This window comes from Pantoea sp. X-Soil-ISGK-355 (assembly GCF_059730805.1).
The window spans coordinates 2,496,210-2,519,455 of sequence record NZ_AP035971.1 but is presented as its reverse complement, the minus strand read 5'-3'; the positions used below and the strand labels follow the sequence as shown (position 1 = coordinate 2,519,455).

The window sequence follows — 23,246 nt, the reverse complement described above, 5'->3', positions numbered from 1 at the left end:
AATGAGCCTGACAATACGCGCAATGACGCCAGACGATCTCGACCCATGTTTCGCCTTAACGCAGGCGCTGAAATGGCCCCACCGACGTGAAGACTGGCAGCTGGCGTTACAACTGGGCGAAGGCACAGTAATAGAAGAGCAGGGCAAACTGATGGGCAGCGCTGTGCTCTGGCGCTGGGGTGACCGTGCCGCCACGGTGGGACTGGTGATTATCGATAACCAGCAGCAGGGACGCGGCCTCGGCAAGCAACTGATGCTGGCGCAGCTGGAAAAACTGCCCGACGTTAACGTGCGTCTGCATGCCACCGAAATGGGCAAAGGGCTGTATGAAAAACTTGGCTTTGTCAGCTGTGGTGAGATCCGTCAGCACCAGACGCGTGCAGTTACCACGCTGCCAGAGGTGGTGATCCCCGCGGGGCTGAAACTGCGCCCGGCGACAGTAGCCGATCGTGACACGCTGGTCACGCTGGATCAGCAGGCACACGGCATGCATCGTCCGGCGCTGATTGAGCATTTAGTGCGCGACTGCCAGACGGTGCTCTTAGAGGACGCGGCACAGCGGATTCAGGGCTTCGCCAGCCTGCGCCGCTTTGGTCACGGCTGGGCGATTGGCCCGGTGATAGCGGCGGATTTCCCGATGGCTCAGGCGCTGGTCGCCTCGCTGATGCAGTCGCTGCAGGGTGAGTTTCTGCGCATCGACACCGATGCCGCGCTGCCGATGGCAGCCTGGCTTGAACGTCTTGGTATCCCTCAGGTCGATGCGCCCACCACCATGGTGCGCGGCACGCCCTGGACGCCGCAGGGTATGCACGCATTTGGACTGATGACGCAGGCGATGGCCTGATGCATATCGTCTATAAATCGGAGCCGGAACGAGGCCGGATCTGGCAGCGCTGGCTGGCGGAACATGCGCCTGATATTCAGCTGCATCTCTGGCCGGAGACCGGTGATCCGGAGCAGGTTGAGGCGCTGGTCGCCTGGCAGCCACCAGCTGACATTCCGGCGCTGTTTCCCCGCCTGAAAATGCTGTTCTCGGTGGGGGCCGGTGCCGACCAGTTTGACTTCAGCACGCTGCCGCCCGACCTGCCGGTAATCAGAATGATCGAGCCAGGCCTGACGCAGGGCATGGTGGAATATGTCACCTTCGCGGTGCTCGGTCTGCATCGCGACATGCCGCGCTATTTCCATCAGCAACGCCAGCAACAGTGGCAGCCTCATGCAGCCATACCTGCCGGGCAGCGTCGGGTCGGCGTGATGGGGCTTGGCGAACTCGGGCAGGCCGCGTTAGCCCGGCTGGTGGCGCTGGGCTTTGACTGCGCAGGCTGGAGCCGCACACCGCGCGAGTGCCCCGGTGTGCGCTGCTGGCACGGCGCGGATCAACTCGCTGACTTCCTGGCGCACAGCGAGATTCTGGTCTGCCTGCTGCCGCTGACCGACACCACCCAGGGTTTGCTGAATCAGTCCCTGTTCAGCCAGCTACCGCACGGCGCGGCGCTGGTACAGGCCGGACGCGGCCCGCAGCTGAATCATGATGATCTGCTGCAGGCGCTGGAGAGCGGTCAGCTCCGCGCCGCCGTCATTGACGTCACCGATCCGGAGCCGTTACCGCCGGGCCATCCCTTCTGGCACCATCCCGCCATCTGGCTGACGCCGCACATTGCCAGCCAGACGCAGAATGAGAGTGCCATTGCGGCCCTGCTGGAGAATCTGCGGCGCTACCAGCGTGGTGAGCCGCTGCACGGTGAGATTGACCGTTCGCGAGGATATTAAGATGGAACATTTAGTGGTACTGCGCCGCGACCTGCATGTGCACCCGGAGCTGGGTTTTCAGGAGCAGCGCACCAGCGACATCGTGGCGAACTTCCTGCACCAGCTGGGCATCGAGGTGCATCGCGGCATCGGTAAAACCGGCGTGGTCGGGATACTGAAAAAGGGCACCAGTGAACGCATGATTGGCCTGCGCGCCGATATGGATGCGCTGCCGATGCAGGATCAAGGCGGCACGGAATGGCAAAGTCAGGCAGAGCAGGTGAGTCACGCCTGCGGCCACGATGGTCACACCGTGATGCTGCTGGGTGCCGCTGAAAAACTGGCGCGGGACGTCAGCTTTGACGGCAGCGTCTGCTTTATCTTCCAGCCTGCTGAAGAGGGACTGGCGGGTGCAAAAGCGATGATCGACGACGGCCTCTTCAGCCGCTTTCCCTGTGAGGCGGTCTACGCCATTCACAACTGGCCGGAACTGCCGCTCGGTCAGGTACAGACCCGCCCTGGCCCGATTATGGCAGCGGCCGACCGCTTTGATATCAGGGTGCTGGGCGGCGGCGGCCACGCCGCGCAGCCGCACCTTACACGCGACACCCTGCTGGCGGTCAGCGAGCTGGTGGTGCAGCTCAATACGCTGGTTTCACGCGCACTCGACCCGTGTGAAACCGCGCTGCTCACCGTCACACGGATGCAGGGTGGCTTTTCACACAACATGATCCCGGCCGAGGCGAGTATCACCGGCACGGTGCGTACCTTCAGCCCGGCGGCGCAGGATACGATTGAAGCGCGGCTGCGCCAGATGGCGGAGCACGTCACGGCGGCTCATGGCCTGCGCGCAGAAGTGAACTATCAGCGTTACTACCCGGCGACGATTAACAGCGCGACGGAAGCGCAGTTTTGTCTGGAGGCGCTGACGCAGGCGGGCATACCGGTTGACACCGCGGCCAGACCCGCGCTCACCTCGGAAGATTTCGCTTTTATGTTACAGGCGTGTCCCGGTGCCTATCTGTGGCTGGGATCGGCACCCTGCAAGCCATTGCACCATGCCGCTTATGACTTCAACGATGCGCTGATCCCGCATGGCGTTAACGTTTTTGTCGCGCTGGTACGCCAGGCGCTGGCAGAGAAATTTCCCTGCTGAATGCAGCGGGATTTTGACAGGAAATGCCGCTGCCTCGGAAATTACGGCAGCGTGAGAAACCAGCGGGTTGCGATACTTGAGCCAACCGAACGTTACGTGGATGAGGGTTTAAAATGCAGAATGTCATGGCAGAGCAGCAAGCATACTCCGATAACAGCCTGTTACTGGATGCACGCGAGCAGAACGTGCCGCGCGGTGTAGTGACCGCCCATCCGCTGGTGATTGAACGCGCCAGAGGCAGTGAAGTGTGGGACGTTGAGGGCAATCGCTATCTCGACTTTGTTGGCGGCATCGGCGTGCTGAATGTCGGTCACAATCACCCGGCGGTAGTCAATGCGGTGACCCGCCAGCTTGGTCTGGTGTCACACGCCTGTTTTCAGGTGGTGGCCTATCCGGGCTACATTGAGCTGGCGCAGCGGCTGAATAGACTGGTGGGTGGCGATGAGGCGTACAAAAGTGTCTTCTTCACCAGCGGCGCCGAAGCGGTGGAAAATGCGGTGAAGATTGCCCGCTCACACACCCAGCGCCCCGGCATTATCGCGTTTGATGGCGCGTTTCATGGCCGCACCCTGCTGGGCGTCACCCTGACCGGCATGTCCGCGCCATACAAACAGAACTTTGGCCCGTTCCCCGGCGACATCTATCGTCTTCCCTTCCCGAATCCACTGCACGGCGTGACGGAAGCGGACTGCCTGAAGGCGCTGGATCAGCTATTCGCGGTGCAGATCCTGCCGGAGCGTGTGGCGGCGATTATCATTGAGCCGGTTCAGGGCGACGGCGGCTTCCTGCCCGCTGGCCCGGCATTTATGCAGGCGTTGCGTCGCATTACCAGCCAGCACGGCATTCTGCTGATTTGTGATGAAATCCAGTCCGGCTTCGGGCGTACCGGCACGATGTTCGCCTTCCAGCAACTGGGTATCAAACCCGATTTAGTCACGCTGGCGAAAAGCCTGGGCGGGGGGCTGCCGATTTCTGGCGTGGTGGGGCGTGCGGAGATCATGGAGGCACCGACGCCTGGCGGGTTAGGCGGTACTTATGGCGGCAACGCACTGGCCTGTGCGGCGGCACTGGCGGTGCTGGATCTGTTTGAGCATGAGAACCTGCTGCAGCGTTCCTGTCAGCTCGGCGAACAGCTCAATGCCCGTCTGCGACAGCTGGCGGATAAATATGCCTGCATCGGTGACGTGCGCGGTGTGGGCTTCATGCAGGCGGTAGAAATTCTTGATTTCGAAACCGGTCGTCCCGATGCGGCGCTGACCCAGAAGATCCTCGACAGCGCCTGTCAGGAAGGACTGCTGCTGATTAAGTGCGGCCTGCATCGCAACACCATCCGTTTCCTGGCACCGCTGGTCACTACCGACTCACAGCTGGAAGAGGCGCTGCATATTTTCGATATTGCGCTGGCACGTGCCACCGGCCGGCTGGGTTAAACCGTATTCCTCATTGATTTTGTTAGAGTAATTTGAAAATCTCCCGCTGGTATAACCACTGCGAAGCGCTGGCGCGTTTACGGTAAAGCATGTTATATCTTCGGGAGGTTCTGAACATTTGATTGCGCGCCTGGCCCAACAGGCTCTGACAATGAGGGGGGTGCTATGAACGGCTTAATGAAACTCGACCGCATCGACATCAACATCCTGGTGCAACTCCAGAAAGATGGCCGTATCAGCAACGTTAACCTCGCCGACGCCGTAGGCCTCTCGCCCAGCCCCTGTCTGCAACGGGTCAAACGTCTGGAACAGGCCGGTTTTATCACCGGTTATGAAGCGCACATTAATCTCACCCGCATCACTGATTCAGTGACTGTCTTTACCGAAGTCACCCTGTCCGGCCATCGCCGCGAAGATTTTATGAAATTTGAAAGTGCGATGCGCGACGTCGATGAACTGATGGAGTGCCATCTGATCACCGGCGGCTATGACTATCTGCTGCGCTTTATTACCCGCAGCATTGAACATTACCAGGAAGTGATTGAGAAGATGCTCGACGCGCAGATCGGCATCGATAAGTACTTCAGCTATATCGTCATCAAATCCCCGATCATGAAAAGCAGCGTGCCATTACGCTCGCTCATCGGCAAACATAACTCAGTCGAATTCGGCGTATAACGGGCGGTCGCCTCTCGCCACCTCCCCGGTGGAGAGGGCGGCCACACGCATTGTCTCTGTCTGCTGTTCCCCCCACCCACCTTTGTTCACAGACGGGCTTCCTTTCCCCTTTAACCTTTGCGATTTTTCCCTCAGCATAAAATTTTTTCCCTGCCCAAAATTCAGTCGCTCTGTCCGGTTTTGTCGCGTGCTACGGTCTCAATCGTTGAGCGAACCCTTTTACACTGAATTCAACCGATACAAGGAGTTGTGATGGACTCACTACTGATTGCTGACCAGCAGTGGCAGCGCGATGCGTTCACTGTCTCTACCGATCGCCAGCGGCTCGATCTGGCCTGGATCCACATCCAGCTGGCGGAGAAGTCGTACTGGGCCAAAGGCCAGCCGGAAGCGAAAACCCGGCGGGCGATTGCCGGTTCGCTGCCGTTTGGCCTCTATCACCAGCAGGCACAGATTGGCTTTGCCCGACTGATCACCGACTACACCCGCTTTGGCTGGCTGTGCGACGTGATAATTGATGAAAACTGGCGTGGTCACGGGCTGGGTAGCTGGCTGGCGACCTGTGTTCGTGAACACCCGGAGCTGCAAACGGTGCATCGCTGGATGCTCTCAACCCAGGATGCGCATCAGGTCTACCAACGGCTCGGCTGGCGTGTGGTGCAGCATCCCGAGGCGCTGATGGAATTTCCCCCTTCCTGACACTGGAGTTAACCCGATATGCGATACCGCGTTGGCGTGGATATTGGTGGTTCCTTTACCGATTTCGCCGTGCTCGATCAGCAAACGAACCAGATCCACACCCTGAAGGTCCTGTCGCGACCGGATAAGCCCGGCAGCGAAATCTTAACCGGGCTGGCGCAGTTTCAGCAGCAGCAGGGCATTGATCCCGCTGAAATTGGCTACTTCACTCACGGCACCACGGTAGGCATCAATGCGGTGATCCAGCGGCGCGGCGTGCGGCTGGCGCTGTTTGCCACCGAGGGCTTCTGCGATGTACTGGAGCTGGCCCGGCTGAAAATCCCGCATATCCATGACCTTTTCTCACGGCGTGCAGCGCCGCTGATTACCCGTGACAGGGTGTTTGCCATCCGCGAACGCAGCGACGCGCAGGGCAACATACTGCAACCCGTGGATCGCCAGAGTGTGCTCGACGCAATCCATCAGGCACGCGCTGCCGGCTGTCAGGGCATTGTGGTGTCGCTGCTGCACAGCTATCGCAACCGACACAATGAAGCGGCGGTGAAGGCGATTATCGATGAGGTGGCACCTGAACTGCTGACCTCCTGTTCCGCCGACATCTGGCCGATCATCCGCGAATATGAACGCACCATCACCGCCACCATCAACGCCTACGTGCAGCCGATGGTCATTCACTACCTGGAATCCTTTGAGCAGGCACTGCAACGGCTTGGCGTTAAGCCACCGCCGCGCATCACCAAATCCAACGGCGGGGTAATGGGCGTTGACCAGGCGAAGCGCGAATGTGTGCAGATGGTGCTCTCCGGCACCGCATCCGGCGTGATTGGCGCCAGTTACCTCGCCAGCGCCTGCGGTTTTGACAAAATCCTCAGCCTGGATATCGGCGGCACCAGCGCCGACGTGGCGGTGATCATCGACGGCAAGGTGGCGCAGGGCAATGGCGAAATCATCGGGGATTTCCCGATCTTTATTCCTTCCGTCGCTGTGACCTCGGTGGGTCAGGGCGGCGGCTCGCTGGCGTGGATTGATGGGCAGGGCGTATTGCAGATGGGGCCGGACAGCGCCGGTTCGCTACCCGGGCCGGTCTGCTTCCAGCGCGGCGGCACGCAGCCGACCGCTACCGATGCCTTTGCCGCCTGCGGCATGATGGGCCACGGTGCGCTGGGTTATGACGCGGTGACGGTGGATGTTGCCGCCGCCTGTGCGGCCTGGCAGCCGCTGGCGGATGCGCTCGCAATTTCGGTTGAAGAAACCGCCGAGACCGCTATCCAGCTGGCGATCTCCAGCATGTACAGCGACACCAGCGGCCTGCTGTCGCGCTTTGGCCTCGATCCACGTGAATTCTGGTTCCTCGCCTTTGGCGGCGCGGGACCGATGATGGGCTGTTTTCTCGCCCGCGAACTGAACATGAAAGGGGTGATCGTGCCGCCGACGCCGGGCGTGCTCTCCGCGCTGGGCGGGCTGGTGGCGGACATCCGCAACGACTTTATCCGTACGCTCTACGGCGATCTGACGCCTGCGCTGGCCGACACCTTAGCCAGTGAAGCCGACGCCTTGCAGCAGCGCGCCTGCGGCTGGCTGGCGCAGGAGCACGGCAGCGACATGCCATACAGCCTGCAGTTCAGCGCGGATATGCGCTATCGCGGTCAGTCGTTTGAAATCGACGTGCCGCTGGAGGCGAGCTGGCTGGTGCAGGCGGACTTCGCTGCGCTGCATGACGCCTTTGACCGGCAGCACCAGCAGCTGTTTGGTCACTGTGACCCGGAGGCGCCAGTGCAGCTGATCACCCTGCGGCTGGTGATGACCTCACCGACGCCGAAACCGGTGCTCATCACACTTCCCCCCGCCACAGCACCCGTGCCGGTCCTGAAACAGACCAGAGCCTGGATCGACGGCGGCTGGCATCAGATCGATTTAGTGCTGCGTTCAGTGCTGCGTGCCGGACATCAGCTCAGTGGCCCGGTCATCATCGCCCAGGACGACTGCACCACCTGCGTGCCGCCCGGCATGAGCGTCACGGTCGATTCATTCGGTAATCTGCTCATCACGGCGAACGAGGCATAACATGGCGATTGACGGACGTAACTTACAGATCCTGGCGAACTACTGCGCCGCTGCGGCTGATGCGATGGCCTTTACGCTGATGCGCACCGCGCACTCCACTTTCGTGAAAGAGACGGAAGATTTCTCCTGCCAGATTGTCAGCCGCAGCGGGCTGGCATTTGCCTCGCCGCGCAGCTTTGGCGCGCCCTGGTACAGCGGCATCGACTATGCGCCGGTGCTGGCGCTGATAGAGGAGTACGCCGAGGGCGACATCTGTATTACCAACGACGCCTACGCCGGTAACGTGGCAACTCACTCGCCCGATATCCACATCTGGAAGCCGGTATTCCATCAGGGCGAAATTGTCTGCTTCGTGGTCGGTCACATTCACAACACCGACGTCGGCGGCGCAGTGCCTGCCTCGCTGTCGCGCTCGCTGACCGATATCGTGCAGGAGGGTATTCGCATCCCGCCGCTGAAGATCATACAACAGGGTCAGCTCAACGAAGAGGTCGCCAGCATTATGCGGCTCAACGTCCGGGTGCCTGATCAGAACTGGGGCGATTTCAAGGCGCAGCTGGCGTCGGTGAACGTGGGCGAGCGCAAAATCCACGACATCATTGCCCGCTTTGGCATTGATGATTTTTTGCAGGGCATTGAGGGCATTCTCGATTATGCCGAAGCGCAGGCGCGCACGATTATCAGTACCATTCCCGACGGTGAATACTTTTACGCCGACTACGCCGATGAAGATGGCGAGGGCGGCTATCCCTGTCGCATCGCCATTACGCTGCGGGTGCAGGGCGACCGGCTGGAGCTGGACTACACCGGCAGCGATCCGCAGCTGGCGTCGTCGCTGAACATGCCGACTGGCGGGCGCGAGCGGCATCCGCTGGCGCTGGTGGGCGTCACCTATGTGCTATCAACGCTGGACCGTTCGCTGCTGCTTAACGCCGGTACGCTGCGGCCAACCCGGGCAATTCTGCCGCCAGGCACGGTGATGAACTGTGAAGCACCTGCAGCAGTGGGGATGCGTTCGCTGACCTGTGCACTGTCGCAGATTGCGACGATTGGCGTCTTCTCGCTGGCGATGCCGGACCGACTGCCCGCGAACTCACCGGGCGGCAACTCGATTATGAACATCCGCACTCAGACGCAGAACCGCAGCGTAGTCGCCTCACTGGGGCCGGTGGGCGGTGGGGCGGGCGGCACGCCGCATCATGACGGACCCGATGGTTCTGGCGGGCTTTCCGCCTTTCTGAAAAACACCCCGATTGAGATCAACGAAGCGGAAGTGCCGATTCGCTTCCATCGCTACGGACTGGCGCAGGACAGCGCCGGCGCCGGTCGCTATCGCGGCGGCCTGGCGACCGAAATGGCGTTCGAGATTTTCTCGCCCAACACCACCATTACCGCGCGCAACCGTAACCGGTCAGTGTTTGCCTCGGCGGGTGTAGTGGGCGGACAGAGCGGTGCGCTGTCGACCTTCCGTACCCGGCGCAACGGTGAAGTCATTAATCACGGTAACACCGATGTGATCCACTGCCAGCCAGGTGATGTGGTCGACGTGCGCGGACCCGGTGCAGGCGGTTACGGCCTGCCGTCACAGCGCGATGTTGAGGCGGTCATGCAGGATGTGCGCTGTGGGTATCTCAGCGTCGCGGCGGCCAGAGCGCAGTATGGCGTGGTGGTAGTGGATAACCGCGTGGATCAGGCGGCGACAGAAAGGTTGCGCGCCGACATGCCGCAGCAGGTCGCACACCATTTTGAGCACGGCGAAGCACGGAGTCGCTTCGAAACGTGCTGGACGCCTCAGCGTTATCAGTTGCTGACCGCCTTTCTGGCAAACGCGCCGGTGAGCTGGCGTCACTTCCTGAAAACCCAGGTATTCCGGGCGGTGGAGGAGACAGGCGAAACGGCGGATATGGCGCAAATATTCAGTGATTTGCGTCAGCGATACCCGGCAATGGCGAACAGTTAACGGTGATGGCTCATCGTCTACTACGCTTTAAGTCTGTAAGGACAACGAGGGGAAACGCGACGATGAGCATGAAAACCAGTGATTTTTTTGTCCAGCGCCTGAAAGAGTGGGGCGTCACACGCATTTACGGCTATCCGGGAGACGGGATTAACGGCGTGCTGGGGGCGATTCAGCGCGCAAACGCCAAAGGGGACGGCATCGAATTTATTCAGGTGCGTCATGAAGAGATGGCGGCCTTTATGGCGGCCGGACACGCAAAATTTACCGGTGAGCTGGGCGTCTGCCTGTCGACTGGCGGACCGGGCGCAACCCATCTGTTGACCGGACTCTATGACGCCAAAATGGACCATGCCCCCGTGCTGGCCATTGCCGGACAGGCAGAGGCGACTGCACGGGGTGCCAGTTACCAGCAGGAGATGAATCTGGATCGCATCTTCTCGGACGTCGCCAACTTTGTTCAGGAAGCCTCGACCTCAACGCAGGTGCGCCATCTGCTGGACCGTGGCGTGCGCATCGCCAAAGCGCAAAACGGCGTGGCGGTGATCATCATCCCTAAAGATATTCAGGATGAAGAGTGGCAGCCGCCGCAGCATCTGCACGGTTTTACCCATTCCGGCAGCGGCTATCAACGTCCTAAAGTCATTCCTTACGAAGCGGATCTGCAACGCGCCGCTGAGGTGCTTAACGCCGGTAAAAAAGTGGCGATTCTGATCGGGGCAGGCGCACGCGACGCCGCCGTGGAAGTGGTTCAGGTCGCCAATGTGCTGGGTGCGGGCGTGGCAAAAGCGCTGCTGGGCAAAGATGTGCTGCCGGACGATGCGCCGTTTGTGACCGGTTCGATTGGCCTGCTGGGCACGAAGCCCTCATCTGATTTAATGCAGAACTGCGATACCCTGCTAATGATCGGCAGCGGCTTCCCGTGGACAGAATTCCTGCCGGAAGAGGGCAAGGCGCGTGCGGTACAGATTGACATCGACCCGGCCATGCTCGGCCTGCGCTATCCCAGCGAAGTCAATCTGCATGGCGATGCGGCTGAAACCCTGCGTGCGCTGCTGCCGCTGCTGACCCACAAAGAGGATCGCAGCTGGCAGGAAGCTATCGCGGTTCAGGTACGTGACTGGTGGACGCTGATGGAAGAGCGCGCCATGGCACCCGCTAATCCGGTCAATCCGCAGCGGGTAGTGTGGGAGATGTCGCCTCAGTTGCCGGACAACGCCATTGTTACCTCGGATTCCGGCTCCTGCGCCAATTGGTTCGCCCGCGACTATCGGGTGAAACAGGGGCAGCGCGCTTCGCTCTCCGGCGGCCTGGCCTGTATGGGCGCGGCGGTGCCCTACGCCATTGCCGCGAAATTTGCTCACCCGGAGAAACCGGTGGTGGCGCTGGTAGGTGACGGCGCGATGCAGATGAACAACATGGCCGAGCTGATCACCATCCAGAAATACTGGCAACAATGGGCCGATCCGCGCCTGATCGTCTGCGTGTTCAACAATCAGGATCTCAATCAGGTCACCTGGGAGCAACGCGTGATGGAGGGTAATCCGCGCTTTGACGCCTCGCAGCAGTTGCCGGACGTGAAGTATGCCGAGTTTGCGCAGTCGCTGGGGATGGTCGGCATTTATGTCGATAATCCTGACGATCTGGCCGGTGCATGGCAGCGTGCGCTCAGCGCCGATCGCCCGGTCTTGCTGGAGGTGAAAACCGATCCGGAAGTTGCGCCGTTACCGCCGCATATCACCTTTAAGCAGGCGAAAGCCTTTATGGCGTCGATGGTGAAAGGCGATCGCGGGGCGGCGCAGATCATCAGCGACACCGCCAGCCAGCTGTTCCATAAAAAGCATTAAGGGCTAAGTGGGGCGGTTCCGCCTCGCTAACCTTGATCCCCGGATGCACTCGCGTCCGGGTCGTAAACCCCTTCATCATACTTAACGGGAGTCTTAACATGACTGCTCATTCCAGCCCTGTCTGGTTAATCTCGGGATGTTCAACCGGTTTTGGTCGTGAACTGGCGCAGCAGACCATCGCGCGTGGTTTTAAGGTCGTCGTAACGGCGCGTGATACGTCGTCCATCGCCGATCTGGTTGAAGGACACGACAACGCACTGGCGTTGGCGCTGGATGTGACCCGGCAGGCGAGCATCGACCAGGCCGTCAAAGCAGCTTTAGACACCTTCGGCACCATTGATGTGCTGGTAAACAACGCCGGTTACGGCTACCAGAGTTCGGTGGAAGAGGGTGTGGAAAGTGAAATTCGCGCCCAGTTTGATGCCAACGTTTTTGGCCTGTTCGCCCTGACGCGCGCGGTGCTGCCTGCGATGCGCAAAGCGCGCAGCGGTCATGTTATCAACATCACCTCTGTGGCTGGCTTAATTGGCTTTGCCAGCTCAGGCTACTACTCTGCCAGCAAACATGCGGTGGAAGGCTGGTCCGACTCGCTGGCGCTGGAAGCGGGGCCGTTGGGGATTCACGTTACCTGCGTCGAACCCGGTCCGTTCCGCACCGACTGGGCCGGACGCTCACTGCATCAGACGCCGAGTAACTTGCCGGACTATGCAGAGACTGCAGCCGCACGGATGAAAGCCACCGCCGAATACAGCGGTACTCAGAAAGGCGATCCGGCACGGGCCGCCGCGGCGATGATCGCCATCACCGAACATGACAACCCGCCACGCCATCTGGTGATGGGGGCCTGGGGCCATGACGCCGTTACCAGCAAGCTCAAAGAGCGTCTGGCTGAGATAGAAGCGTGGAAACAGACGTCAGTGGAGACGGATTTTCCGGAGTAGAGGTGAGTGCGCTGTGGGTGGCGGAAAGCCGCCCGCGTGTGAGCCAGAAGCTGATAAAAATACGAAAGGCCCGTTTATCGGGCCTTTAAGAGTTAAGCGCTGATCTTAGCTTTCTGCATTTCGCGCGCATTCAGCTCTTTCAGCTTGCGGCGCAACAGGGCAGATGAGGAGCGTTTTTTCCTCTGAGCTAACTGGGCTTTAATGGCGGGCAGATCGGGTCTGGCCAGCCACTCAGCTATCAATAGTGCCCTTAACTCCCTGTTCTCGGCATCAGCCGCATCTGTGATGCCATCGTATTTATCGTAAAACGACATAGCAAGCTCTCCCTGTAGTCACTACTTTATAAGCCCGGAAATATTTCGGGATTAAAGGTTGCGGTGCTTTCTTCGGCAACCCTGTTCGGCGATTGTAGCGTAGTTCATTTTTTAACCCAAGCAAAGCGTCATAGATCTCCTCAAGGGGTGTCGGGCGATTGCGGTCGACGATCTCTCCTGATGCAGCCTGGAAAACAAAACCGCCTATAAAGAAGCTTTCATGGTGTGCCATTAACGCCAGGAGTACGCTTTTGAAAACGACAGCACCCCCTAATCCTGCAAAGCTGATATGGCGGAAATCGCCCAGACACTCCAGACCATCGAACACGTCAAAACAGACTTCAGCCAGCCCGTTAACCGGAAAAGCGATACCGGGTGGCAACTGGTATCCGATGCGGGTAAAGGTCTGTTCATCCATTAGCGTGCCCACGATGACAGTGTAATTCTCATTACCGGCAACAAACGCGTAACTGTAATGAATACGCCGATCGTAAATGAATTTTTTTCGCCTGATTTCGTAGTTTTCAAGATAAATATCTTCTTCAAAGCGCACTTCTCATCCCTGCCGCAGCTTATGAATCCCTGAAACTCGATTTTTGCTCTCCTGCTCAGTAACCTCAAACATCACTGGTAAAGATGTGGTTATTGATTCCAGCATATCGGCCGCTGTTGCTGATTATCGACATCGTTTTGTAAGCCAGCCCGCAAACCATTCAGCTATTACGCCCCTTTATCGCGCAGGCCTGCGCCATCATCGTGCTGAAAAAATAAACAGCCACCCATCCCCAACATCATAAGAATTCGATCTTGTATCCCAGCCCGTATTCCATCTGGCATCCCCGTTTCAGACCGGATGCATCACCGCTAACTGGCACGCTTCATGCACTCGCTGACAGGTACAATTCTGGCGAGGTAACCCATGTTTGACTCCTTATTAGACGAAGATGCCACCACGATGGCCGCTCTGATTCGCAGCGGGGACGTGTCGGCGTGCGAGCTGACCGGGGCGGCGCTGGCGCGGATGGAACAGCGGGAACCGGCGATACAGGCTTTTTGTACCCCGACGCCTGAACGGGCAATGGCACAGGCCAGAGAAGTGGATGCCCGACGGGTGCGCGGGGAAACGCTGGGCGCGCTGGCGGGCGTACCGCTGGCGGTGAAGGATTTAATCTGCACCGCAAACGTCAGAACCACCTCCGGATCGGCGGCATACAAAGATTTCGTACCGGAAGATGACGACATCACGGTGGAACGGTTGCTGGCCGCCGACGCCATCCTGCTGGGCAAAACGACTGCGCCGGAGTTTGGTTACAGCGGCGTCGGACACAATCCGCTGTTCCCGTCACCACGCAATCCCTGGGATCGGGCAATGACGCCAGGCGGTTCGAGCGCAGGTTCCGGCGCAGCGGTAGCGGCGCGGCTCTGCCCGATTGCACTGGGCAGCGACGGTGGCGGCTCGGTACGCATTCCGGCAGCGCACTGCGGCATTTTTGGCTTTAAGGCGTCAATGGGCCGGGTGCCATTGTGGCCCGGCTGCCGCGATGAGCGCTATCCCGGCGTGTCGAGCTGGGAGTCACTGGAGCATATCGGGCCGATGACGCGCAGCGTGCGCGATGCCGCCCTGATGATGTCGCTGATGGCCGGGCCGGATATGCGTGACCGCCACTCGATCCCTTGCTGCGACGTTGACTGGCTGGGCGCACCAGAGCATTTGCCTGGCAAACTGCGCATCGCCTTTAGCGCAGATTTTGGTTATGTGGCTGTTGACCCGGAGGTGCGGGCGCTGGTCAGCGCGGCGGTGCAGCGTTTTGCCGCTGAAATCGGGGCTGAACTGGAGCTGGCCGATCCCGGCTTCCCTGATCCGGCTGCCGCCTTTGGCGCGCTGGTGGCGATGGAGAGCGATCTCACCGGCATGCGCCAGATGATGGCGGAGCAGGACAGCAAGATGTCGCCGCATCTGGTCGCCATGCTGCAGCGCGACTGGCGGGCGGAAAACTTCACCGATGCCATCACCACCCGAAAAGCGGTCAGCAACAGCCTGTGGCGCTTTATGCAGCGCTTTGATCTGCTGATCACGCCGACGCTGGCAGTGCCGCCATTTCCGCTGGGGATGCAGGGACCAGAGATCATTGATGGCCGCATGGTCCGCAGCGATCACTGGCTCTCGTTCTGCTTCCCGTTCAACTTCACCGGACAGCCTGCTGCGTCTGTGCCCGCCGGTTTTACCGCCAGCGGCCTGCCCGTCGGGATGCAGATTGTCGGACGTCATCTTGATGATGCGTTAGTGCTGGCTGCCAGTGCCGCTTTCGAGCGCATTCAGCCGTGGAATCACCTTCAACCCGGAATCGCCCAATGAAAACATCTGATACACCTGCGCTGGAGCAGGAGTTTGAACATGAGCCGGTGCCGCTGTCGCACCGTCATTCCACCCGCTCCGTCTCGGCGGTCTGGTTTGGCTTTCCGATGATCCTCACCAACGCGCTGTTTGGCGGCATCATCACCTGGCATCTGGGATTCTGGCCCGCGCTGATCGCCATTCTGCTGGGCAACCTGGTGCTGTTCGCCTATGTCGGTGCGCTGAGCTGGTACGCCGGTAACAGCGGGATGAACTTCGCTCTGCAGGCCAGACGCACCTTTGGCAGCAAAGGCTACATCCTGGTTTCCGGTTTTCTCTCGACGGTGGTGATCGGCTGGTATGCCTTCCAGACCGGTCTCACCGGCACGGTGATTAATCAGACCTTTGGCTGGAATGCGCTGGCGGTGACCGCCTTTGCCATGATCCTTTACACAGGTATTACGTTCCTGGGCGTGCGGGCGCTGTCGGTACTGGGGATGATCGCCGCGCCGCTGTTTGTGGTGCTGGGGATGGTGGCGTTGTGGCTGATCAGCAAACAGCACGACTTCTCCATCGTGACGCAGTGGAAGGGCAGCGCCAGCGCCGCCGGTGCCATGAGCATGGGCACCGCCGTCACTATGGTGGTGGCCGGTTTTGCTGACTCCGGCACCATGACCGCTGACTTCACCCGCTGGTCGAAGAATGGCCGCTCGGCGGTGATTGCCGCGTTCTCTGCGTTTCCGATCGCCAATGTGATCTCCTATCTGTTTGGCGTGGTGATTGTGGCAGTGGGCGCGGCGGTTGATCCGCTGACCAACGGCGGTAACTTTCTGCCGATGCTGATGGGACACAGCGCCTTCCTGTCGGTGGTGGCCTGTCTGTTTGTCTTTATCAATCTGGGGTCAGTTTGCACCCACTGTCTCTACAACGGTGCGGTGGGTTTCAGCCATCTGTTCAGCAGCAAAATGCGCCTCTGGACGCTGATCCTCGGTGCCATTGGCGGCGTGCTGGCGCTCGCGGGAGTCTGGTCTTACTTCCTGGAGTGGCTCAGCCTGCTGGGCATTGTGGTGCCGCCGTTTGGTGCGGTAATGATTGTGGATTTGATTTTCATGGCGCGCATCAGCGAGCAGCGTCCGGCGCAGCGTTTCCGTGGCACCGCGTTTGCCGCCTGGGCGATTGGCAGCCTGTGTGCAGTCATCGCCCATGTGGCTTTCCCGCAGTTCGGTGAAGCGGTGATCGGTTTGATGACCGCCGCCATCAGCTACACCCTGATCAGTAAAATGCGCATGCCGCGCCCGGTAATGGAGAACAGCAATGCCCGACTACAGCGTTAATTCGACCCCCTACGCCTGGCCGTTTGACGGCAGCTTTAGCCCGGCTGACACGGCGCTGATCGTGATTGATATGCAGACCGATTTCTGTGGTGTCGGCGGCTATGTCCACAGCATGGGCTATGATGTGAGCCTGACCCGCGCGCCCATCGTCCCTTTGCAGCAGGTGCTGGCGGCGATGCGCGCCCGGCAGTTTCCGATTATCCATACCCGTGAAGGACACCGGCCCGACCTCAGCGATCTGCCCGCCAACAAGCGCTGGCGCTCGCGACGGATGAACGCCGGGATCGGCGATGTGGGACCCTGTGGCCGTATTCTGGTGCGCGGTGAACCGGGCTGGGAAATCATCCCGGAGCTGGCTCCGTTGCCGGAGGAAGTGGTGATTGATAAACCGGGGAAGGGATCGTTTTACGCCACCGATCTGGAGCTGATTCTGCGCAGTCGCGGCATCCGTAACCTGATCCTGACCGGTATTACCACCGACGTCTGCGTCCATACCACGCTGCGCGAAGCCAACGATCGCGGCTTTGAGTGCCTGGTGCTCTCCGATTGCTGTGCTGCGACCGAGCAGCGGCATCATGAGGCGGCGCTGAGCATGATCCCTATGCAGGGCGGCATCTTTGGCGCGGTCGCTACGTCGGCCGCGCTGCTGGATAGCCTGGGCGTGTAGCGTTTTGCATCCCACAGTAAGAGGTGCTGCCCTGATTCTCAGGGCGATTCCGCCTGGCCTGAGCGCCGTTATGCGCTCAGGCCATCCGCAGCACTATTCGCGCTGCGTATCCTCTGGCGCAGGTAATCTCATCAGCGCTTCAAGCTGATCGGCGGGTACCGCCTGACTGAACAGATAGCCCTGCAGCTGATTACAGCCTGCATCTGCCAGTGCAGACATCTGCCCGGTGGTCTCGACACCCTCCGCCGTCACTATCAGCCCCATGGCATGGCCCAGTTTCACCACGGATTCAACAATCGCCACGGAATTTTCCGCCACGCCCAGCGACTGGGTGAACGAGCGGTCAATTTTGATTTTGTCCACCGGGAAGGTGCTGAGGTAGTTGAGGCTGGAGTAGCCGGTGCCGAAGTCATCCAGCGCGATGCGGAAGCCTGCTTCCCGCAGCGACACAATAATCTCGCGTGCTTCGCGTTCATCCTCGATTAATACGCCCTCAGTGATTTCCAGCTCCAGCCGCTTTGGGTCACCGCCGTGCTGGCTGACAATCGCCATTACACGGTCAACAAAGCCGGTAGAGCGGAACTGCACGGGCGAGACATTGACAGCCACCAGCAAATCGGGAAAGCGCTGCTGAGTGGCACAGGCTTCAGCCAGCACCCATTCGCCCAGCGGGATAATCAGGCCGGTCTCTTCGGCAATCGCGATAAATTCACCGGGTGCGATCAGGCCGCGCGTCGGGTGATGCCAGCGCAGCAGCGCTTCAATGCCGACCATCAGCTGACCGCCAACGTCCATCAGTGGCTGATACCATACCTCCAGTCCCTGTCGGGTTTGCAGCGCCGTACGCAGATCGGCGGCGATGGTCTGCCGGGTTTGCACTGACTCATCCATTGCCCGTTCAAACTGACGAAACCGGCCGCGCCCGCCGCTTTTGGCTTCATACAGCGCGATATCGGCTTTGCGCATCAGCTCCAGCCGATCAATGCCGTCTTTAGGTGCCAGCGCCAGTCCGATACTGGCCCCGCTCCAGACATCGCTGCCGAACAGGGTAAACGGCTGAGCCAGCTCGTCAATCATGCGCTGCGCCAGGCTATTCACCTGACCAATATTATCGACCTCCGGCATCACCACGATAAATTCATCGCCCCCGATGCGTCCCACGGTATCGCTGGCCCGCACGATACGACTCAGGCGCTGCGCCACCGCGATGATCAGCTCATCGCCAGCATGATGACCGTGGGTATCGTTGACGGCCTTGAAGCGGTCAAGATCGATCAGCAGCAAGGCTACCCGCTGATCGTTGCGCGTCGCCAGGGCCAGCGCCTGGGTTAAGCGGTCTTCAACCAGCGCGCGGTTCGGCAGGCCGGTCAGCACGTCATGAAATGCCAGATGTTGTGCCTGCGCTTCCGATGCGCCCAGCCTGAGCATCGATTGCGAGAGGTTAACTGACGAGTTCCAGAGTCGCCGTACCATATAAAGACAAAGCAGCGATATCGCCAGCACCGCCAGCCCGGTAGACGGCCCGATGGTGCGCAGCATCTGCGCACCCGGGCGGGCGGGGATCCAGTTGAGATAGCCAACCGGCTCGCCCGCCTGCGCGATCAGCAGATAGCGTGCGCTGGTGCCGGACTGAGATGTGCCATCAGAAAAGTGCAGTCCCTCCAGCTGATTGCGTTCCGCCAGGCTCGCCAGATAACCGTCGTCAAGAAATTTCAGGCTCACCAGCCGGAAACGCGGCAGGTCGTTGCTATCCCGCTGGATGCTACCCACGGCCAGCGCCGCAGCTCGCTGGGTAACACGGGCATAATCGGCGTTATCCTGACGCCTGGGATCCTGGATCAGCGTGTTTTGCAGCACCTCGGCGATCAGCGGACCGTTGTCCGCTTCCATAACCGGCTGGCCTTCACGCCAGACTCTGACGATCTGGTTTTGCGCATCCAGCACCATAATCAGCTGATGACCGAACATCTCATACAGCCACTGCCCGATGTTCTCATCCAGCCACCTGTCGCTGTTCCCCTCAGCCAGATGCTCCTCAAAGGGCCACCAGCGTGACAGGCTATGCAACTGGCGCAGATGCTCATTCAGACTCTGCGAAAAAGAGGCCTCAATCATCCGCTGCTGCTGATGCCGGGCCTCAGTATTGGTCAGTGACGTGCCAATAAATAGTGCCGCACCCGCACCGGCAAACGTCAGCACAAGGATAGCCACCAGCGGCACCAACACTTCGCGCAGAAAACTGTGGCGAAAATCAGAGGAAAGTTTAAGAGTGTTAATCATATTGTTGTTTTTCTCAGCAGCAGGGGAACAGCTTAAAAATTAGCAGATAGGAACAGATCTTCCATGAAAAGCTTGATGGATAGTGAGCAGGCGAGCGTTTTTCTGTTAACGAGCGGCGGGGGCAGGCTGACAGTCAGGGAAAGAAAGTGAGTACGTTTTATCAGTTATTTTAATGAGCGCGGCAGTCATGCCGAGGGCATAAAGGTCAGGATGGTAAACCCTGACCTGTGCGGTAAGGCTGACAGGCTGAATTCGGCCGCAAGTCCATCACCGCGCATTTCCTGCCAACTTCGCTGCTATGGTTCATACTCATGAGCGCTGATTGTGTTACGAATGGATAACCGTGCAGACAACGGTTACTGAGTGGGTCACTTATCTGACAGCCTGCGCCTGACAGCTAACGAAAAGGGAAAATAATGCCATTGTTATTCGGTGAGTTATCTGGTTTCCCGTCATGGGTACCTGTTGTATTACTCGTCTCGCTTTCTTTTATTCTGGGTTTCCTGGCCCGCCTTATCCTGCTCGCGTTTATCCGCTACTGGCAGGGCCGTGACAGAAAGCTGTTCAAATCTCTGGAAAAGCACCTTAGCGGTTCGATGTTCTTTTTCGTGCCGTTATTGATGATCAATGTCGGGATTAACTACATCGATTTCCATCCTGAATCACTTGAACTCATCACCAATATCATCAACGTTTTTATCATCATGTCATTCTGCTCGGTCTTAATCCGGCTGACCAACGTGGCGCAGGATATGCTTTATATCCGCTACGACATTAATATTTCCAATAACCTGCGTGCGCGAAAAATCCGTACTCAGATTATCTATGTCAAGAAAGTCGTTATTGTCATCCTGGTGCTGTTCTGCGTTTCGCTGATTCTGCTGAGTTTTCCCGGCGTGCGTAAATTCGGCACCACTATTCTGGCCGGTGCGGGTGTGGCCGGTATCATTATTGGTTTCGCTTTACAGAAGTCGCTGGTTAACCTGTTCGCCGGTATTCAGATCGCCTTTACCCAGCCGATTAAGATTGATGATGCAGTGGTGGTGGAAAAGGAGTGGGGCTGGATTGAAGAGATCAACCTGACCTATGTGGTGGTGCGCATCTGGGATCTACGCCGTCTGGTGCTGCCGATTACTTACTTCACCGAGAATCCGTTTCAGAACTGGACGCGCAACAACGCGCAGATTTTAGGCTCGGTATTTCTCTATGTGGATTACTCGATGCCGCTGGAGCCATTGCGTAAGCATTTCGACAAAATCCTGAGTGAAACCAAACTCTGGGACCAGGAAACCTCGGTGCTTCAGGTGACCGACACCACCGAGAAAACCATGACCATCAGGATGCTGATGACCGCCCAGAACTCCCCGATCGCCTTTGATTTGCGCTGTTATGTGCGTGAAAAGATGATTGAGTTTATTCAGCAGAATTACCCGGAAAGCCTGCCACAGGTGAGGGCGTCGCTGACGGATAGTGGGTCGGAGAAGGTGGGGAGAGCAGTAATGGAAGAAAATATTTAGAGAAGGAGAGAAACGGCAGTTTAATTGGGTTTGCAGAAAAATACAGCTGTCGTTTCGATTTTATAAGCCAGAAATTAAGTTTGCGCATTCTTTCCCCACTTATGGATTGGGCATAAGATAACGGGCAGGATGGGGGCAACTTTTAGACATTATTTCTTTTTATCGTTTTACGTTTAATCGGCAGACATCAGAATTCAGTTTTTATTTATGCCATTGAACCCATGTGAAACGCCTCACCACGCTATTCTCATAGCGCCCGATTTCATATTTACCACTGAAAAATAAAATTATTGCTCTTTTGTCAGTTTATGCAAATAAGAGGTCTGACCCACCGCCATGATGAAAAATATGACTTAAATCAATAGGTTATTTGCAGGATTGCTTTCTCTTTTTTTGAGGTTATGGAAGTAAAGCGAAACGCTGAGAAACATAACTTTACATTGAATTTTTTATCAGACGCTTACCAGGTTGATAAAAGAGGTTAATTTAACCGTTTATTTAAAAATAAGAACTTGTGAGTTAATCATCCTGAGCAGATGACGAATATCACCATATACTTTCAGCATATTCGTTGAATGAATATAAACCTGCTTGATTAACGATAATTTGTCGCTGCATTGCTGGCGCGATACCGGCGTTTTAGTACAGGAGAGAGAAAAATGGATCAATCCGCATTCATGATTGGGTTTTCGGTCATGGCCATCGCATCACTGATTATCTACGTGACGGGTGACAAAAAATATCCTTTTGGCCACCATACACTCGTGCACGCGTCAGTTCCGTTTATTGCGGCCACGGCTTATCTGGCCATGGCGTTTGAATTTGGCAACCTCACGCTGGACAGTGGCACGGTAGTGTATCTGGCACGTTATGCTGACTGGTCTGTCACCACGCCTCTTTTACTGGCCGGGCTGGTCATGCTGGCTTTCCATGAACAGGGTAAGCCGGGCGAAATGGCGGGCTTTCTCACGGCCATCATTGTGCTGGATGTGATGATGATCGTCACCGGTCTGGTCTCTTCGCTGGCTGAAAATGCTGTCGCGAAATGGGTCTGGTATCTGTGGTCATGCGCGGCATTTCTGGGCGTTGTTTATCTGCTCTGGGGACCGCTGCGTGCTATAGCCGCTACGCGGGGTAGTGCGCTGGCAGGTGCATATAACAGAAATGTGGCCTTGCTGACCATCGTATGGTTTATCTATCCGATCGTTTTTCTGGTGGGTCCGGAAGGGCTCAACATCATTACTGATGCGACATCGGTCTGGGCATTCCTGATTCTGGATATCATCGCAAAAGTTTTCTATGCCTTCTACGCCGCGGCTAACATGAAGAAAGCCCTTTCTCATGCCGTGCCTGTTGGTGCAGTCAGGAGATGAGAGGCCAGGTGCGGCTCGGCTGGGCAGGACTGTGGGGGGCAGCGCTGGCGGCCTCTTTCAGCCCTCTTGCCGGGCAGGTGCTGTTTGCGACCGGAGCGATTGGCCTTATCGGCATGGCGCACGGTGCCAGCGATCTTGACGTCGTGAAACGCGAGCGTCAGTTTCCATTTCTTGCCGCCTATGGGCTGGTCATTGTGCTCTGTCTGTTCTGGTGGCACGGTGCGCCGGCACTGGCGCTGCCCGTTTTTCTCCTGGCCTCAGCCATACACTTTGCACTTGAGGATGCCCCTCATGGATGCAGCATTGAACGTCTGGCGCGGGGAATAAGCATGATAGCGACGCCAGCTGCTTTGCATCTGCAGGCGTTCAGTACAATTCTGCATGAGGCGGGGCTGGGATTTTCATTGCCACACTCTTTTGCTGCAGGCATTGCCCTCACAGGGGGAGTTTGTGCAGCAGGCCTTATTTTTGTGGGCTTACTCCGCCGGGACAGACGTCTTCTGGCCGGTACACTGGCATTATTACTCCTTCCGCCTTTCGTCGGTTTTTCAATGGGCTTTCTGATTTTGCATGCGCTCCCGCAAACCCGGCAGCGGCGCGATCTGCTGGGATGCAAAAGCTACACAGGCTACCTGCATGCCACATGGCCGGTACTGACGGCAGCCATTCTGCTGGCGGCGGGAACCGTCGCGATGATGCATCCCACGGATAAAGCGGGAATTCAGTCACTTTTTGCGGCACTGGCCGCACTGGCGATTCCGCATATGCTCATTACGCCCTGGTTTGAAACACGGCAAGAAGCGTAAAGCCATCGTGCAGCACCCTGAAAGTGTTCCCGGACAAACAGAGCAGAGGGTTTCAGGCCTGAGCTCTATTCCCATGACGCCTCTTTATCCTTAACTGGC

19 protein-coding genes are annotated in these 23,246 nt (G+C 58.3%); 16 read left to right on the top strand and 3 right to left on the bottom strand.

The features are described from left to right. Position 1: 1 nt before the first annotated feature. The 10 genes from AC6I8J_RS11695 (at position 2) to AC6I8J_RS11650 (ending at position 12,521) form a co-directional block, all read left to right on the top strand. Positions 2–844 (top strand): GNAT family N-acetyltransferase, encoded by an 843-nt coding sequence (locus tag AC6I8J_RS11695; protein WP_161735938.1) that lies wholly within the window; start codon positions 2–4, stop codon positions 842–844. Then, complete coding sequence (locus AC6I8J_RS11690; RefSeq protein WP_497825383.1) at positions 844–1,770, top strand: 2-hydroxyacid dehydrogenase; 927 nt, start codon at positions 844–846, stop codon at positions 1,768–1,770. The genes AC6I8J_RS11695 and AC6I8J_RS11690 overlap by 1 nt, the downstream gene beginning before the upstream one ends. Before the next feature lies 1 nt (position 1,771). Further along, the gene (locus tag AC6I8J_RS11685; protein ID WP_161735936.1) at positions 1,772–2,905 is read left to right on the top strand and encodes a M20 aminoacylase family protein; all 1,134 of its coding nucleotides are present in this window, start codon (positions 1,772–1,774) and stop codon (positions 2,903–2,905) included. Positions 2,906–3,018: 113 nt separating this feature from the next. Then, positions 3,019–4,335, top strand: coding sequence for a 4-aminobutyrate--2-oxoglutarate transaminase (gene gabT, locus AC6I8J_RS11680; RefSeq protein WP_222925301.1), 1,317 nt, complete (start codon positions 3,019–3,021; stop codon positions 4,333–4,335). A 165-nt stretch (positions 4,336–4,500) separates the two neighbouring features. Next, positions 4,501–5,013, top strand: a complete 513-nt coding sequence (locus AC6I8J_RS11675; RefSeq protein ID WP_010247853.1) for an Lrp/AsnC family transcriptional regulator — start codon at positions 4,501–4,503, stop codon at positions 5,011–5,013. Between the two features lie 252 nt (positions 5,014–5,265). Further along, a complete protein-coding gene (locus AC6I8J_RS11670) occupies positions 5,266–5,712 on the top strand; it encodes a GNAT family N-acetyltransferase (protein ID WP_253419135.1) in 447 nt (148 codons plus the stop codon). Between the two features lie 18 nt (positions 5,713–5,730). Beyond that, complete coding sequence (locus AC6I8J_RS11665; protein WP_260058786.1) at positions 5,731–7,776, top strand: hydantoinase/oxoprolinase family protein; 2,046 nt, start codon at positions 5,731–5,733, stop codon at positions 7,774–7,776. 1 nt (position 7,777) lies between these two features. Continuing rightward, positions 7,778–9,736 carry a hydantoinase B/oxoprolinase family protein gene (locus AC6I8J_RS11660; protein ID WP_222925304.1) on the top strand — a complete coding sequence of 653 codons (1,959 nt, stop codon included), beginning with the start codon at positions 7,778–7,780 and terminating at the stop codon, positions 9,734–9,736. A gap of 62 nt (positions 9,737–9,798) precedes the next feature. After that, positions 9,799–11,580: a thiamine pyrophosphate-requiring protein gene (locus AC6I8J_RS11655; RefSeq protein ID WP_222925305.1), complete on the top strand. Its 1,782-nt coding sequence runs from the start codon at positions 9,799–9,801 to the stop codon at positions 11,578–11,580. A gap of 98 nt (positions 11,581–11,678) precedes the next feature. Continuing rightward, positions 11,679–12,521 carry an oxidoreductase gene (locus AC6I8J_RS11650; RefSeq protein ID WP_161735930.1) on the top strand — a complete coding sequence of 281 codons (843 nt, stop codon included), beginning with the start codon at positions 11,679–11,681 and terminating at the stop codon, positions 12,519–12,521. Between the two features lie 92 nt (positions 12,522–12,613). On the opposite strand, the gene AC6I8J_RS11645 is transcribed toward AC6I8J_RS11650, so the two are convergent. Next, complete coding sequence (locus tag AC6I8J_RS11645; RefSeq protein ID WP_010670899.1) at positions 12,614–12,835, bottom strand: hypothetical protein; 222 nt, start codon at positions 12,833–12,835, stop codon at positions 12,614–12,616. Beyond that, entirely contained in the window at positions 12,819–13,388 is a 570-nt protein-coding gene (locus AC6I8J_RS11640; protein WP_222925306.1) for a hypothetical protein, read from the bottom strand. The genes AC6I8J_RS11645 and AC6I8J_RS11640 overlap by 17 nt, the downstream gene beginning before the upstream one ends. Positions 13,389–13,754: 366 nt before the next feature. Between AC6I8J_RS11640 and AC6I8J_RS11635 the strand changes: the two genes are divergently transcribed. Genes AC6I8J_RS11635 through biuH form a run of 3 tightly spaced genes read left to right on the top strand, consistent with a single transcriptional unit; the run spans position 13,755 to position 17,171 of the window. Beyond that, complete coding sequence (locus AC6I8J_RS11635) at positions 13,755–15,191, top strand: amidase (RefSeq protein ID WP_260058782.1); 1,437 nt, start codon at positions 13,755–13,757, stop codon at positions 15,189–15,191. Further along, positions 15,188–16,504, top strand: coding sequence for a purine-cytosine permease family protein (locus AC6I8J_RS11630; protein ID WP_161735927.1), 1,317 nt, complete (start codon positions 15,188–15,190; stop codon positions 16,502–16,504). The genes AC6I8J_RS11635 and AC6I8J_RS11630 overlap by 4 nt, the downstream gene beginning before the upstream one ends. Continuing rightward, positions 16,485–17,171 (top strand): biuret amidohydrolase, encoded by a 687-nt coding sequence (gene biuH, locus AC6I8J_RS11625; protein WP_161735926.1) that lies wholly within the window; start codon positions 16,485–16,487, stop codon positions 17,169–17,171. The genes AC6I8J_RS11630 and biuH overlap by 20 nt, the downstream gene beginning before the upstream one ends. Before the next feature lie 93 nt (positions 17,172–17,264). Here the strand turns inward: biuH and AC6I8J_RS11620 are convergent, their stop codons facing one another. After that, positions 17,265–19,451 (bottom strand): putative bifunctional diguanylate cyclase/phosphodiesterase, encoded by a 2,187-nt coding sequence (locus AC6I8J_RS11620; protein ID WP_497825382.1) that lies wholly within the window; start codon positions 19,449–19,451, stop codon positions 17,265–17,267. A 416-nt stretch (positions 19,452–19,867) separates the two neighbouring features. Here AC6I8J_RS11620 and AC6I8J_RS11615 point away from each other — a divergent pair, with 416 nt between their 5' ends. The 3 genes from AC6I8J_RS11615 to AC6I8J_RS11605 all read left to right on the top strand — a co-directional run bounded on the left by AC6I8J_RS11615 (position 19,868) and on the right by AC6I8J_RS11605 (position 23,147). Beyond that, a complete protein-coding gene (locus AC6I8J_RS11615) occupies positions 19,868–20,968 on the top strand; it encodes a mechanosensitive ion channel family protein (protein WP_222925311.1) in 1,101 nt (366 codons plus the stop codon). 659 nt (positions 20,969–21,627) lie between these two features. Further along, positions 21,628–22,341: a bacteriorhodopsin gene (locus AC6I8J_RS11610; protein WP_161735922.1), complete on the top strand. Its 714-nt coding sequence runs from the start codon at positions 21,628–21,630 to the stop codon at positions 22,339–22,341. Next, positions 22,338–23,147, top strand: coding sequence for a Brp/Blh family beta-carotene 15,15'-dioxygenase (locus AC6I8J_RS11605; protein WP_253419097.1), 810 nt, complete (start codon positions 22,338–22,340; stop codon positions 23,145–23,147). The genes AC6I8J_RS11610 and AC6I8J_RS11605 overlap by 4 nt, the downstream gene beginning before the upstream one ends. The last annotated feature ends 99 nt before the right edge of the window (positions 23,148–23,246 follow it).